This is a genomic window from Streptomyces griseoaurantiacus (assembly GCF_036189845.1).
GTDB lineage: Bacteria > Actinomycetota > Actinomycetes > Streptomycetales > Streptomycetaceae > Streptomyces > Streptomyces griseoaurantiacus.
On record NZ_CP108326.1, the window covers coordinates 6,282,587 to 6,295,236 of the forward strand.

13 protein-coding genes are annotated in these 12,650 nt (G+C 74.7%); 6 read left to right on the top strand and 7 right to left on the bottom strand.

The features are described from left to right. Window positions 1-101 precede the first annotated feature (101 nt). The 4 genes from OHB09_RS27770 to OHB09_RS27785 all read left to right on the top strand — a co-directional run bounded on the left by OHB09_RS27770 (window position 102) and on the right by OHB09_RS27785 (window position 3,655). Window positions 102-479, top strand: coding sequence for a TraR/DksA family transcriptional regulator (locus tag OHB09_RS27770; RefSeq protein WP_167793041.1), 378 nt, complete (start codon window positions 102-104; stop codon window positions 477-479). Then, a complete protein-coding gene (locus OHB09_RS27775; protein WP_191851811.1) occupies window positions 476-1,342 on the top strand; it encodes a rod shape-determining protein in 867 nt (288 codons plus the stop codon). The genes OHB09_RS27770 and OHB09_RS27775 overlap by 4 nt, the downstream gene beginning before the upstream one ends. Window positions 1,343-1,432: 90 nt before the next feature. Further along, the gene (locus OHB09_RS27780) at window positions 1,433-2,053 is read left to right on the top strand and encodes an Rv1733c family protein (RefSeq protein WP_006139810.1); all 621 of its coding nucleotides are present in this window, start codon (window positions 1,433-1,435) and stop codon (window positions 2,051-2,053) included. 255 nt (window positions 2,054-2,308) lie between these two features. After that, window positions 2,309-3,655, top strand: a complete 1,347-nt coding sequence (locus OHB09_RS27785; protein ID WP_006139811.1) for a 6-phospho-beta-glucosidase — start codon at window positions 2,309-2,311, stop codon at window positions 3,653-3,655. Between the two features lie 49 nt (window positions 3,656-3,704). On the opposite strand, the gene OHB09_RS27790 is transcribed toward OHB09_RS27785, so the two are convergent. Beyond that, window positions 3,705-5,408, bottom strand: a complete 1,704-nt coding sequence (locus tag OHB09_RS27790; protein WP_191891671.1) for a fibronectin type III domain-containing protein — start codon at window positions 5,406-5,408, stop codon at window positions 3,705-3,707. Between the two features lie 300 nt (window positions 5,409-5,708). Here OHB09_RS27790 and OHB09_RS27795 point away from each other — a divergent pair, with 300 nt between their 5' ends. Further along, window positions 5,709-6,416, top strand: a complete 708-nt coding sequence (locus tag OHB09_RS27795) for a 4'-phosphopantetheinyl transferase family protein (RefSeq protein ID WP_319350689.1) — start codon at window positions 5,709-5,711, stop codon at window positions 6,414-6,416. A gap of 69 nt (window positions 6,417-6,485) precedes the next feature. On the opposite strand, the gene OHB09_RS27800 is transcribed toward OHB09_RS27795, so the two are convergent. The 3 genes from OHB09_RS27800 to OHB09_RS27810 form a co-directional block, all read right to left on the bottom strand. Next, the gene (locus OHB09_RS27800; RefSeq protein WP_167793258.1) at window positions 6,486-6,773 is read right to left on the bottom strand and encodes a hypothetical protein; all 288 of its coding nucleotides are present in this window, start codon (window positions 6,771-6,773) and stop codon (window positions 6,486-6,488) included. Between the two features lie 103 nt (window positions 6,774-6,876). Then, complete coding sequence (locus tag OHB09_RS27805; RefSeq protein WP_328922725.1) at window positions 6,877-7,287, bottom strand: nuclear transport factor 2 family protein; 411 nt, start codon at window positions 7,285-7,287, stop codon at window positions 6,877-6,879. Next, the gene (locus OHB09_RS27810; protein WP_191852132.1) at window positions 7,284-8,282 is read right to left on the bottom strand and encodes an NADP-dependent oxidoreductase; all 999 of its coding nucleotides are present in this window, start codon (window positions 8,280-8,282) and stop codon (window positions 7,284-7,286) included. The genes OHB09_RS27805 and OHB09_RS27810 overlap by 4 nt, the downstream gene beginning before the upstream one ends. Window positions 8,283-8,414: 132 nt before the next feature. Here OHB09_RS27810 and OHB09_RS27815 point away from each other — a divergent pair, with 132 nt between their 5' ends. Further along, the gene (locus tag OHB09_RS27815) at window positions 8,415-9,314 is read left to right on the top strand and encodes a LysR family transcriptional regulator (protein ID WP_191851806.1); all 900 of its coding nucleotides are present in this window, start codon (window positions 8,415-8,417) and stop codon (window positions 9,312-9,314) included. Window positions 9,315-9,407: 93 nt separating this feature from the next. On the opposite strand, the gene OHB09_RS27820 is transcribed toward OHB09_RS27815, so the two are convergent. From OHB09_RS27820 to OHB09_RS27830, 3 genes are read right to left on the bottom strand one after another with little or no spacing between them, the layout of a single operon-like run. After that, window positions 9,408-10,847 carry an NAD(P)/FAD-dependent oxidoreductase gene (locus tag OHB09_RS27820; RefSeq protein ID WP_191851805.1) on the bottom strand — a complete coding sequence of 480 codons (1,440 nt, stop codon included), beginning with the start codon at window positions 10,845-10,847 and terminating at the stop codon, window positions 9,408-9,410. Further along, the gene (locus OHB09_RS27825; protein ID WP_006139819.1) at window positions 10,840-12,063 is read right to left on the bottom strand and encodes an MAB_1171c family putative transporter; all 1,224 of its coding nucleotides are present in this window, start codon (window positions 12,061-12,063) and stop codon (window positions 10,840-10,842) included. Before OHB09_RS27825 ends, OHB09_RS27820 begins: the two co-directional genes overlap by 8 nt. A 21-nt stretch (window positions 12,064-12,084) precedes the next feature. Continuing rightward, on the bottom strand, window positions 12,085-12,633 hold the full coding sequence (locus OHB09_RS27830) for a toxin-antitoxin system, toxin component (protein ID WP_234528019.1): 549 nt from the start codon (window positions 12,631-12,633) through the stop codon (window positions 12,085-12,087). Window positions 12,634-12,650: the final 17 nt, after the last annotated feature.

The following is a 12,650-nucleotide window of genomic DNA, read 5'->3' on the forward strand; positions in this document are numbered from 1 at the left end:
CCCGCACCCCGACAGTCGTGAGGCCTCCCGTCCCCCAGGGGCGGGACGGGAGGCCCGAGGGGACGTCGCCCCCTGACCCCCGGTGAAGGAGGGGCCAAGCCGTGAGGGACCGAGAAGCCGTCGTCACCGGCGTGAACGCCGGGCTCGCGCCCGATGAGCTGGCCGCGCTGCGCAACAGCCTGAACGAACAGCGCGGGTTCCGGCTCGACCAGCTCGCCCAGCTCGGGCACGTCGCCCCCGGCCGCACCCAGCGGGCCCGGGAGCGGGGCGCGCCCGCCCAGCTCGAGGTGCACGTCAAGCTGTGCGCCTCCGCCCGCATGGTCCTCGCCGACGTCGAGGCCGCCCTGGCCCGCATGGACGAGGGCCGTTACGGGCTGTGCCACCGCTGCGGTCACCCCCTGGACCTGCCCCGGCTCCGCGTCGTTCCCCAGGCGCGCTACTGCGCTCCCTGCCATCGCACCCGGGAGGTGAACCGGTGACGTACGACGCCCGCGTCCGGGTCACCACCGCACGGCGCGGCACCGCCTGGCGGGCGCTGCGCTCGCCGGGCATCGCGCTCGACCTCGGCAGCGCCCGCACCCGGATATGGACCCGGGGCGGCCCGGGGGCCCACACCGTTCTCGACGTGCCCACCGTCTCCTTCGGACCGGCCGGAGACACCGGGGTCCTCCGCCCGGTCGCGCGCGGCGCCGTCGTCGACCCCGAGGGTGCCGCCCGGCTGCTCACCAGGCTCCTCGCACCCCGCGTCCCCCGGTACGCCCGCCCCGTGATCGTCTGCGCCACCCCGGTGCCGGGCGGTCCGGAACACCGGGCGGCCCTCGCGGCGGCACTGGCCGGACTGCGCCCGCGCACCGTCCTCGCGATCGACGCCGTCCGGGCCCTCGCGCTCGCCGCCGGTGCCGACCTCTCCCGCCCGCTGCTCGTCGTCGACCTCGGGGCCCAGCTCACCGAGGTCGCCCTGCTGCACGGCGGCGTCGTCACCGCCGCCCGCCGCATCGAACGCGGCACCGCGGACCTCGGCACCGCGGACCTCGGTGCGGGGGACGACGGCGGTCTCACCGCGGGGCGCCTCGCCGCCCGGGTCGGCGAGGCGGTCGCCGACCTGCTGCGGGACGAGCCCGGCCACCGGGCCGCCGAGGCGCTCGGCCGTGGGCCGCTCCTCGGCGGGGGCGGCGCGCTGCGCGCCGAACTGGTGTACCGGCTCGCCCGGCAGCTCGACACCTCCGTGCACCCGGTGCCCCGCCCGCACACCGCCGCCGTACGGGGCGCGGGCGAGGCGCTGCTGTCCGCGAGGCGCCACCCCGCCCTGGCCGCGCCCGTCACCCCGGTGCACCCCACCTGACCCCGGCCCACCGCCCCGTCCGGCCGTTCGACCGTCCGCCCCAGAGTGTCCGATCCGAGTGTCCGTCCGATGTCGTGCGAAGGAGGCGACATGCCCGACCTCGTCCCGCGTGCCGAACCCCCGCCGAGGCTGTCCCCCGACCGCTGGTGGCGCTGGCGCCGCGGCCCGCTGCGCCGCCCCGGCGACCTGCTGCTCGCCTGGGCCGGCCTCCTGCTGGGCCTCCTGGCCGCCGCGGCGGCCCCGCTGACCGGCTACCTCGTCGGCGCCGCCGTGTACGAGGGGACGACGGACAGCGCCCGCGCCCGGCTCGAGGGCGGAGAACACACCACGGCCGTGGTGCTGCGGCACGTGCCACGGCACCCGGAGCCGGGCTCGGAGGAGGAGCGGGAGACCCGCTACCCGGCCGCCGTGCGCTACACCGCGGCCGACGGGAGCGTGCGCACCGCGACCACCGAGGTCGAACCGGGGCTCGCGGCCGGGGAGCGGGTACGGGTGTGGACCGACGCGGCGGGCGAGGTCGTGAAGCCGCCACCCGGCGAGAAGGAGATCCGCAGCCGGGCCGTCGGTGCCGGGATCAGCGCCGGGGTGGGGGTGCCGCTGCTCGCGTGGCTCGTGTACGCGGCGGGCGCCGGGATCGTGCGGCGACGGCGGATGGAGGCGTGGGCGTGCGAATGGGAGCGGGTCGCGGTCCGGTGGACGTCCCGGCCGTGAGCCACGGGCCCCGCAGCCCCAGGAGGCCGCGGGAATCCCCCCGAGGGGAATAAAGATGATCGCGCGCCGTGGAACCCGGCCCCCGATTCCCCCCTCTATCCGGTCGGAGGCCGCGCGGCGCACTCCCCCCGCGCCGCGCGGCCTCCGTCGTGCCGTGAGGCCACGGTCCGCCGTCCGGGCGCCGGCCGGTCCCGGGAGCGGCGGCGGGGAAAATGCGGGGAGCCCCACCCCGCACGACCCCGGAAGGCCCACCCCATGAAGCTCACCCTGCTCGGCGGCGGCGGATTCCGCGTGCCCCTCGTCCACGCCGCCCTGCTCGCCGACGAAGGCCCCCACCGCATCACCCACCTCACCCTGCACGACCTGGACCCCGCCCGCCTCACCGCCATCACCCGGGTCCTCGCCGACCAGGCCGCACGCCTCGCCCCCGGCACCCCCGGGCTCACCGTCACCTCCACCACCGACCTCGACGAGGCCCTGCGCGGCGCGGACTTCGTGTTCTCCGCGATCCGCGTCGGCGGCCTGGAGGGACGCGCCCAGGACGAGCGGGTCGCGCTCGCGGAGGGCGTCCTCGGCCAGGAGACCGTCGGCGCGGGCGGCATCGCCTACGGGCTGCGCACCGTGCCCGTCGCCACCGACATCGCCCGCCGCGTCGCCCGCCTCGCCCCCGACGCCTGGGTCATCAACTTCACCAACCCCGCGGGCCTGGTCACCGAGGCCATGTCCCACCACCTCGGCGGGCGCGTCCTCGGCATCTGCGACTCACCCGTCGGACTCGGCCGCCGCATCGCCCGCACCCTCGGCGCCGACCCGGCCGAGGCGTGGATCGACTACGTCGGCCTCAACCACCTCGGCTGGGTCCGGGGTCTGCGTGTCGCCGGGCGCGACGAACTCCCGCGCCTGCTCGCCGATCCCGAACTGCTCGGCTCCTTCGAGGAGGGCAGGCTCTTCGGTCCCGACTGGCTGCGCTCCCTCGGCGCGATCCCCAACGAGTACCTGCACTACTACTACTTCAACCGGGAGACCGTCCGGGCCTACAGGGAGGTCGAGAAGACCCGCGGCGCCTTCCTGCTGGAGCAGCAGGCCGCGTTCTACGCCCGCGCGGCCCGCCCGGACACGCCCGCCCTCGACCTGTGGGACCGCACCCGCGCCGAACGCGAGGCCACCTACATGGCGGAGAACCGGGAGACCGCGGGCGCCGGTGAGCGCGCCGCCGAGGACCTCTCCGGCGGTTACGAGAACGTGGCCCTCGCGCTGATGCGGGCCATCGCCCGCGACGAACGCGCCACGCTCATCCTCAACGTCCGCAACGGCACCACGCTGTCCGTGCTGGACGCCGAGGCGGTCATCGAGGTGCCCTGCCTGGTGGACGCGAACGGGGCCCACCCGGTCGCCGTCGATCCGCTGCCCGGTCACGCCGCCGGCCTGGTCTGCGCGGTGAAGGCGGTCGAGCGCGAGGTGCTGGCGGCGGCCGCGTCCGGATCCCGGGCGAGCGCGGTGAAGGCGTTCGCGACGCATCCGCTCGTCGACTCGGTCACCGTGGCCCGGCGGCTGGTGGAGGGGTACACCGCGGTGCACCCGGGGCTGGCGTACCTGCGGTAGTGGCAGCGGTGGGGGTGCCCCGGGCGGGGCACCCCCTCGTCGAGCCCGGTCAGCCCTTGAAGCCGGCCGTGATCGAGGTGAACTGCCACTCGCTCTGGGAGATCCCGGAGCAGTTGCTCACCACTCCGCCGCCCGCGCACGGCCGGTCGCGGTTGACCGCCCAGTACGCCAGCCGGGCGATGTGGTGGGAGTTGGACCAGTCCCGGATCTGGGTCCAGATCGCCGGGGTGGTGTTCTCCTGCTGGTCGGACAGGCCGTTCATGCCGGAGATCCCGAGGTGGGAGTAGGCGGTGGCGTCGTCCCAGCCGAAGGTCGACTTCAGCTTGGCCTTCAGGCCCTCGGCGGCGTTCACCGTGTTCCCGTACATGTCGGAACCGCCCCCGAAGTCGAAGGGCATGATGGTGAAGACGTCGATGTTCGCGTCGAGCGACTTGGCCTGCTCGACGAGCCGGTTGCCGTAGTAGGTGGGTCCGGTCGTCGTGGTGCCGAAGGTGACGATGGTCCTCAGGCCGGGGTTGTCGGCCTTGACCGTCTTCAGCGCGGTGAGGATCCGGGCCTGCACGGCCTCGTTCTCGAACTCGTCGGTGTTCTCGATGTCCATGTCGATCGCCTTGAGCGAGTAGGCGTCGATCACCTTCTGCAGGGCCCCGGCGAGCGCGCTCGCGGAGGAGCAGTTGGCGCCGAGCTTGCTGCCCTGCCAGCCCCCGAAGGAGGGCACGATGTCACCGCCGGCCGAGCGGATCTGATTGATGGTGCTCTGGTCGACGCCGCCGGTCAGCGGGCGGTTGCCGTCCCAGGCCGGGTTGCAGCCGCCCGAGTCCAGCATGAACGCCATCGTGTACCACTTGACGCCGGTCGCGCTCATCACGGAGGCGGCGTTCGGCGGGTCGCCCCAGCCGAGGTACAGGTAGGGCGCGGCCTGTTTGAAGGCGCCGGTGTCTCCGCCGCCGCCCGCGCCGGTCGTCACGCTCACGGCGTTGGAGGCCCCCGAGGTGTTCCCGGCCGCGTCCCGCGCCTTCACGGTGAAGGTGTAGGCGGTGCTCGGCGACAGCCCGCCGACGGTGGCGCTCGTGCCGGAGACGCTGAGCACCTGGTTGCCGCCGCTGTAGACGTCGTAGCCGGTGACGCCCACGTTGTCGGAGGAGGCCGACCAGGACAGCGAGACGCTGGAGGATGTCTTGCCGGTCGAGGTCAGGTTCGCCGGCGCGCTGGGCGCCTGGGTGTCGGAACCGCCGCCCCCGCCCGGGCCGTCGAGCGAGATGTCGTCGGCGTAGTAGGTGCCCTGCGCGTACCAGCCGTGGACGTACAGCTTGACGCTGGTCTGCGAGGCGCCGGTGGTGAAGGGCACCTTGAGCTGGGTGTACGCGGAGGGAGAGGAGGCCCAGGTGGAGGCGCCGCCGTCGACGCCCAGGTACACGTAGGAGCCGCGCACCCAACCGCTCAGGGTGTAGGCGGTGTCGGGCCGCACGGTCACGGTCTGGGCGCACTGGGCGGTGTCGGCGGAGGTCACCGCGCCCGCGAGGGCCCTGGAGCCGCCGTGCACCGGGGAGGAGACGACGGAACCGAGGTTGCCGGAGCAGGACCAGGGGGAGAGGGAGCCCGACTCGAAGCCGGGATTGGACAGGACGTTGGCCGCGTGGGCCGTGCCGGGCACCGCGAGGGCCCCGGCCAGGGCCAGCGCGGCGGAGCCGAGCACGGCGACGAAAGCGCGTCTGGAGCGCGCGAGGAAACCTGACGGAGGACGAGTGCGCACGCGATCTCCCTGTGGGGAATGGGGACTTCGGGAGTGCCGGGTGGTGCGGGGTTCGTGCGGTGGCGCGCGGCATGTGGTGGTGTCGCGCGAGGACCCTGTCCCCAATTTGGTATGGACCAATTGTGGCGTCAAGGGTGCCGACGAGGATTGGTCCGGACCGGCGGCGCGGCGCGGGGACTCACGTGTCCCGTCAACGGCCGTCTCGTCCGCGGTGGTTGGGCGCTCACCCGGGCTCGGGCGAGGCGCGCGGCATGGGCTACGGTCGGTGCCGTCGGCCGTGCGCCGCGGGGAGGGAGAGCCGTGATCGGGGAGTTGCTGCCGGAGGCGGTCGTCGCCGTGGAGGCGTACGGCGACGACGCGGCCGTGGACGCGCCGCTGTACCCCGAGGAACGGGCCGTCGTGGCCCGCGCGGTGGACAAGCGGCGGCGCGAGTTCGCCTCGGTACGGCAGTGCGCGCGGCACGCGATGGAGAAACTGGGTCTGGAGCCGCGCCCCGTACTGCCGGGGGAGCGCGGGGCGCCGCGCTGGCCCGAGGGGATCCTCGGCAGCATGACCCACTGCACCGGCTACTGCGCGGCAGCCCTGGTCCGCGCCGGCGAACTGGCCTCGCTCGGCATCGACGCCGAGCCGCACGAGGCGCTGCCCGAGGGCGTGCTCGGCGCGGTCGCGGCGCCCGCCGAGCGCGAGCGCGTGAGCGCGCTGTCGGCGGCCCACCCGTCCGTGCACTGGGACCGGCTGCTGTTCAGCGCCAAGGAGGCCGTCTACAAGGCGTGGTTCCCGCTGACCGGCCGCTGGCTGGACTTCCTCGAGGCGGACCTGGAGATCCGGCCGCCCGCCGCCGGCGGTACGACCGGCGGCTTCCGGGCGACACTGCTGGTGGAGGGCCCCCGCGTCGGCGACCGCCTCGTACGGGCCTTCGACGGCCGCTGGGCCGCGCGCGAGGGGCTCCTGGCGACGGCGGTGGCGGTGGCGGTGCCGCACGGGAACGCGCCCGAGGGCACCGCCTGACCGGGTCGTTGGGCACAGGGCCGTTGGGCACAGGGCCGTTCGACGGCGGACCGTTCGGCACCGGGCCGTTCAGCCTCCGTCCCCGCTCCGGTACCCGGCCTCGCCCCGGCCCGTGGGGTCGAGGACGGCGCACCAGCCGCTCAGCAGCCGGAAGAACTCCGCGTCGGTACCCGGCAGCCCGGCCGCGGCGAGCGCCTGCTCCGCCTCCGCGAGCACCCCGGGCGGCACGAGGGGCGGCCGTGCGGAGCCGCCGTCCGGCCCCGGTGGATCGTCCAGAGCGGCCCGCACGGTGTGCAGGAGCCGCACATAGGCCTGGACGGCGGTGCGCTGACGGTCGGTCAGTACGGCGGTGGGCATGGTCCCTCTCTCCCCGGTGTCGGCCACGACGGACCCGCCCAGCTTGCCGTGCGCCACTGACAACGGGGGTGGCCCGGCGCGCCCGAAGTGCCGGACTTCCGCCCTACAGGGCGTTGTCGAGGGCCAGCGCCAGTTCGGCGATCCGCCACCCGGCCCCGTCCCGGCGCAGGCCGAACGTGTAGACCCCGGTGGAGAGCAGCCGGACGCCGTCACCGGTGTTCCGCGTCTGCAGCAGGTAGGCCCGGACCTCGGCGCCGGCGGCGTCCGCAGCGGTGAGGAGGACGTTGCCCAGGTGGTGCCGCACCGTCCCCGACCGGGCGGCGTGCCCGGCCCGGACGAAGTCGAGCACCGCCGCCCGCCCGGAGACCGGACCGAGCACCTTCGGCCCGGGCATCGTGAAGGTCCAGGTGGTGTCCTCGGTCAGGACCGCCTCCAGCGCCGGCACGTCCAGCGCGTCCAGGGCGTGGGCGTAGGCCGCCACCACCTGCCCGGGGTCCGCGCTCCCGGCGTTCACGAGCCCACCGTCAGGACGATCTTGCCCTGGATGTGGCCCTGCCCGGCCCGTGTGTGGGCGCGGGCCGCCTCGGACAGGGGATAGGTGCTGTCCACCCCGACCCGCAACGCGCCCTCGTCGAACAGGCGGCCGATCTCGGCGAGCTGGGGGCCGTTCGCGCGCACCTGGATGTTCGAGACGGTGACGCCCCGCCGCGCCGTCTCCTCCGGATCGAACTCGGCGAAGAACACCGGCAGCATGGTGCCGCCGCGCCTGAGCACGCGCAGGAAGCGCCCGCTGCGCGGACCCCCGACCGTGTCGATGACCACGTCGACGTCACCGACCACGTCCGTGGCCTCCGTCGTGGTGTAGTCGACGAACTCGTCGGCACCGAGTGCGCGCAGGAACTCCTCGTGCCGGCCCGAGGCCACCGCGATCACGCGCGCCCCCTTCCACTTCGCGAGCTGCACCGCGAAATGCCCGACGCCGCCGGCCGCGCCGTTGACCAGCACGGTCGTCCCGGGTGACAGCGGCACCGGCTCGTGCACCAGGCCGGTGAAGGGCGAGGGAACCTTGTGGCCCAGGTCGATGAGGAACTGCCAGGCCGTGAGCAGCGCCATCGGCGCACCGGCCGCCCGCACGTGGTCCAGCGCCGCCGGCTTGTGCGCCAGGTCCGAGGCCGGTGCGGCCACGTACTCGGCGTAGGCACGGCCGTCGAAGCCGGGGAAGCGCAGCATGCCGTACACCTCGTCCCCGGGGGCGAAGCCCGTCACGTCCGGGGCGACCGCCTCGACCACGCCCGACATGTCCGTCCCCGGGACCAGCGGGAACTCCAGCGCCGGCCGCAGCTCGGGCGGCATGACCTTCATGCCCTCGCGCAGGTACCAGTCCGGCGGATTGACGCCCACCGCGCGCACCCGGACGAGGACCTCGCCCGAGCCGATCGCGGGCACCGGCACCTCCTCGTACCGCAGAACCTCGGGGCCGCCCGCTTCGTGGAACTGGATCGCCTTCATCACGCTCACGCCTGTCGCTTTCCGTGGAGGGAAACTGTGCACCTCCGAGTCAAAGCCCGGCACGGCGGCCGCGTCCAAGACCTGTCCGGCAACCCCCTCATGCCTGAACGGCATCGCCCGTACCCTGGAGGGGTGAGCGATCCCGGACAGGAACTGGACCTGCGACTCGTCCACCACTTCACGGTCGTGGCGGCGCACCGGCACTTCGGCCGGGCCGCCGCCGACCTGCACGTGGCCCAGCCCGCCCTGAGCCGCCAGATCCAGCGGCTCGAGAAACAGCTCGGGGCCCGGCTCCTCGACCGCACCCCCCAGGGCGCCCGGCTCACCCCGGCCGGCCAGGAATTCCTCCCCTGGGCCGAGGCACTGCTGCGGGCCGCCCGCCAGGCCTCGCTGGCCGTGCGGGAGAAGGCCGGGGCCGCCCGCCTCACCGTCGGCTACGTCGAGGACCTGGTGATCACCGACGCCGTACGGGAGCTGCGCCGCCGGTACCCCGAGGCCGAGATCGTCACCCGGTACCTGGACTGCCACGACGTCGTGGCCCTGACCGAGCACCGCATCGACGCCCTGATCGCGCGGTCCCCGCTCCCGCTCGCCGAGGACGAGGTCACCACCGTCCCGCTGTACGAGGAACCCCGGATGCTCGTCGTCCCGCGCGAGCACCCCCTGGCCCGGCGGGCCTCGGTGAGCGCGGAGGAACTGGCAGGTCAGGAGGCGCTGCCCTGTGCCTTCGAGACCGAGGACTGGACCTCCTACCGCATCCTCCGCTCCGGCGTGCCACCTCTGGAGAGCGCCTTCGAGAGCCCCGTCGAGACCTACGAGGACAAGCTGGAACTCGTGGCGAGCGGCCGGGCGATCGGTGTGCTGCCGGTCGGCGACCGGCGCAGCTCGCTGCGGCCCGACCTCGTCAGCGTCCCGCTGGAGGGCGCCCCGCCCAGCCAGGTCGTCCTGGCCAGCCGCAAGGACGACGCCAACCCCATGGTCGACGCCCTCCGCCTGGCGGCCGAGACCGCCCTGACCGCCCCGGCGTCCTGACCCCCCCGGCGCGCCGCCCCGGCCGGGCGCCGGACGGGGAGTGCCGCGCGCCGCACGAGGATGCCGTGCGGCGCGCTCGGCGTTCTCGGCCCGTCACCCCTCGCCGGGATCGCGCGGGGGCCGGGCCGCGCGGACCGCTTCCCACTCCGCCTCGGTCAGCGGCGGCTCCGCCAGGGGCTCACGCCGGGGGCCCCGCAGCACCGCCAGCAGCACCGCGGGCCGCAGCAGCTCCGAGACCGGCTTCGACAGCGTCACCACGTCGAAGAAGGCCTTCGCCACCAGCGGCCGGCCCGTCGCCGTCAGCATCAGCCGGTTGACGTACGCCCCCAGCAGCCGGTTCCCCGGCCCCGGGGCCTCGCCGATCGCCCCCGGGTAGTGGATGTCCGTGCTCGTCGCCAGCTCCCACGCCGTCGCCACCGGCCGCGCCACGCCCCGCTGCACCCGCCGCGAGAGCCCCGGCGCGGTGAGACCCGCGCGGGCCACCTCCTCCCGCAGCGCGAGGACGCCCTGCGCGGCGACCGAGAGCCCGTGCCCGTACACCGGGTTGTACGTGGCGACGGAGTCACCGATCGCGACGAAGCCCTCCGGCCAGCCCGTGACCTTCTCGTAGTAGCGCCGCCGGTTGATCGTGCTGCGGGTGAGCACGGGTTCCGACAGCGGCTCCGCGTGCGCGATCAGCTCGCCCACCACCGGATGCCGCACGCTCTCGCGCGCGAACCTCTCGAACTCCTCGGCCGTGGCCGGCGGCTCCCCGCCCCGCGTGCCCGACAGCGTGACCAGCCACCGCCCGCCCTCGACGGGCTCGATCGTCGTGGTCCGCCCCGGCACCGGCACCGTCGCGTCCGACTGCACGTTGACCAGCGGGAACTCCTCCGTCCCCGCGGGTGCCCGGTAGAGCCGGCTGGAGTAGGCGAGCCCGGAGTCGACCTCCTCCATCGGGGCGTCGGCCACCCCCAGTTCGCCCAGCCACCGCTGCGCCCGCGACCCGCGTCCGGCGGCGTCGACGACCAGGTCGGCGGGGAGCACCCGCTCCTCGCCGTCCGTGGCACGCACCCGTACGCCGGTCACCCGGTCGGCGTCCCCCTCCAGCGAGAGCAGCTCCGCCCGCTGCACCACGGTGACCCGGGGGTCCTTCACCACCCGCTCGCGCACCACCCAGTCCAGCAGGTCCCGGCTGCACGCGATCATGAACTGCATCTCGGGCCACCGCCGGAACCAGCCGCGCGGCTGCATCGACACCAGCCCCGTGGGCAGCGAGATCCGCCGCGCCCCGCCGGCCAGCCACGCGTCGGTCACCCCCGGCAGCAGCTCCTCCATCGCCCGGACGCCACCGGACCAGATGACGTGCACGTGCCGGGCCTGCGGCAGGCCCTTGCGCGGCTCGGGACCCCCGGGCAGCGCGTCGCGCTCGACGACGGTGACCTCGGCGTGCGCGCTCAGCGCGGCGGCGGCCAGCATGCCGGCCATGCCACCGCCGATCACGACGGCCCGACGGGGCGCGGCACCACGGGGGGTGCCGACGGGTTCACTCATGGGTTTCGCTTCCTGAGCTGGTGGCGGTCCGTCCCCGGACGGCCGCGACGACGGGTGACTGACGCAGGGCGAGGGACATCCGCACGAGGTCGCGGGGACCGTCGAGGGAAGCGGGAGGGGACGGCTCGGAGGGCGTGTCCCGGACGCCGGCGGCACCGGCCGCGTCGATCAGCCGGCCCTCCGGATCGGCGGCCCGGGCCCGTACGGCGGCCGCCACCATCGCCGCGTCGGCCTCGGCCCGCGCCTGCTCCGGGTCCGCGCCCGAGGCCAGGGCCGCGTCCCGGGCACGCAGGCGCAGCTCGGCGTCGAAGTACGGGTACAGACCGAGCATGCCGTCGTGGATGTCGGACTCCCGCTGGGTCACCCGCAGTGCGGCCGGTGACCACCAGGCGATCCGCACGCCCCGGTGCGACTGCGCGGCCACCGGCCGCAGTTCGCGCCAGAGCGGGCCGAGCCTGCGGTAGGTGGCCCAGGTCTGCCAGCTGTCCCCGGCCCGCCGGCAGGCCAGCGGCACACAGAAGCCGACCGCGCTGATCTGCGCGCCGGCCGAGGCCAGCACCGGGGCCCAGTCACTGCTCAGATAGTCCAGGTCGGCCCCGCGCCACCGGGCGATCACCGCCGTGAACTTCGTCGCCAGGTAGGCCAGATTGCACAGATAGCCGACGACGATGATGAGCAGGCCGGCCCGCAGCCAGCCCTTCACCCGCAGCGCCCAGCGCCCGCACATGACGTTCATCGCGACGCCCGCCACCGTCAGCGCCACCAGGTAGAGCACGATCAGCTCGCGGATGTACGGCGTGCGCGCGTAGTACGTGTCGAAGTCCCGCAGCCGTTCCACCGGCGTGCTGCCGAGCCGGAACAGCACCACCAGCGCCACGATCACCAGGCCGTACCCGGCGGTGATCCACCGGTTGATCCGGCGGGTCCGGGCGGGCGGGCCACCGCGCCAGTTGACCATCAGCACGAGACAGGACGCGCTGAACGCGCTGAGCAGGCAGTACACCAGTGGCGCCGAGAAGTTGACGATCCCGGTCCACTCGTTGACCTGTGCGATCGTCGGCGGCGCGGCGAAGCAGAAGACCAGTCCGGCCAGAGCCATCAGCACGCACACCGAGCGCAGCAGCGGATCGCGCCACGCGCGCGCCAGCGCGGGCGCCTTGACGGTGAGCGCCACCGCCATCGCGGCGGAGGGAAGGTAGTAGCCGGAGCCGTCCATCGTGTCGGTGCGCCAGTCCCCTCAGCCCTGTGGTCCGCGGTAGCCCAGCGAGGCCTCGATGCGGCCCGCCAGGTCGTCCCGGCGCACGGGGCCGCGCATCGGTGAACCCGCCAGCCACGTACGGCACTTGCTGGCGAGGAGCAGGCCGAAGCTCTCGGCGTCCTTCTCGTGCGCGAGGTCGAACCGGGTGCGGGCGGCCACCGAGTGGACGGTGGCCTGGAGATCGGCTGTGTCGCTCAGCAGGCGGGCGGCCACGGCCGCGCCCTCCACGTGGTGCCCGTGGTGCCCGGCGCTCATGTGCCACAGCTCGTGGCCCAGGATCACCAACTGGTGGTCGGGGGCGGTGCGTTCCTCGACGACGACGAGGTCCTGCTCGGCCATGTCCAGCCAGAGCCCGCTTGCCGTACCGGGCGGGAAGACGGCGGTGCGGAACTGCACGGGCCGGCCGCGCCGCCGGCTCATGCCGGAGCACAGCGCCGCGTACAGCGCGGCCGGGTCGGCCGGCGCCGGGAGCGTGAGTTCCGCGACGAGTTCGCCGCACAGACGGCGCATGTCCCTGCCAATGCCCATGGTCGGTCTCCCCCTTC

What these genes read in the sequence shown, in the direction of transcription:
- OHB09_RS27800 (WP_167793258.1), bottom strand. Translation starts at nt 6,773, where the DNA reads ATGCCCACCGCCGTACTGACCGACCGTCAGCGCACCGCCGTCCAGGCC.
- OHB09_RS27820 (WP_191851805.1), bottom strand. Translation starts at nt 10,847, where the DNA reads ATGAGTGAACCCGTCGGCACCCCCCGTGGTGCCGCGCCCCGTCGGGCC.
- OHB09_RS27810 (WP_191852132.1), bottom strand. Translation starts at nt 8,282, where the DNA reads ATGAAGGCGATCCAGTTCCACGAAGCGGGCGGCCCCGAGGTTCTGCGG.
- OHB09_RS27830 (WP_234528019.1), bottom strand. Translation starts at nt 12,633, where the DNA reads ATGGGCATTGGCAGGGACATGCGCCGTCTGTGCGGCGAACTCGTCGCG.
- OHB09_RS27780 (WP_006139810.1), top strand. Translation starts at nt 1,433, where the DNA reads ATGCCCGACCTCGTCCCGCGTGCCGAACCCCCGCCGAGGCTGTCCCCC.
- OHB09_RS27785 (WP_006139811.1), top strand. Translation starts at nt 2,309, where the DNA reads ATGAAGCTCACCCTGCTCGGCGGCGGCGGATTCCGCGTGCCCCTCGTC.
- OHB09_RS27825 (WP_006139819.1), bottom strand. Translation starts at nt 12,063, where the DNA reads ATGGACGGCTCCGGCTACTACCTTCCCTCCGCCGCGATGGCGGTGGCG.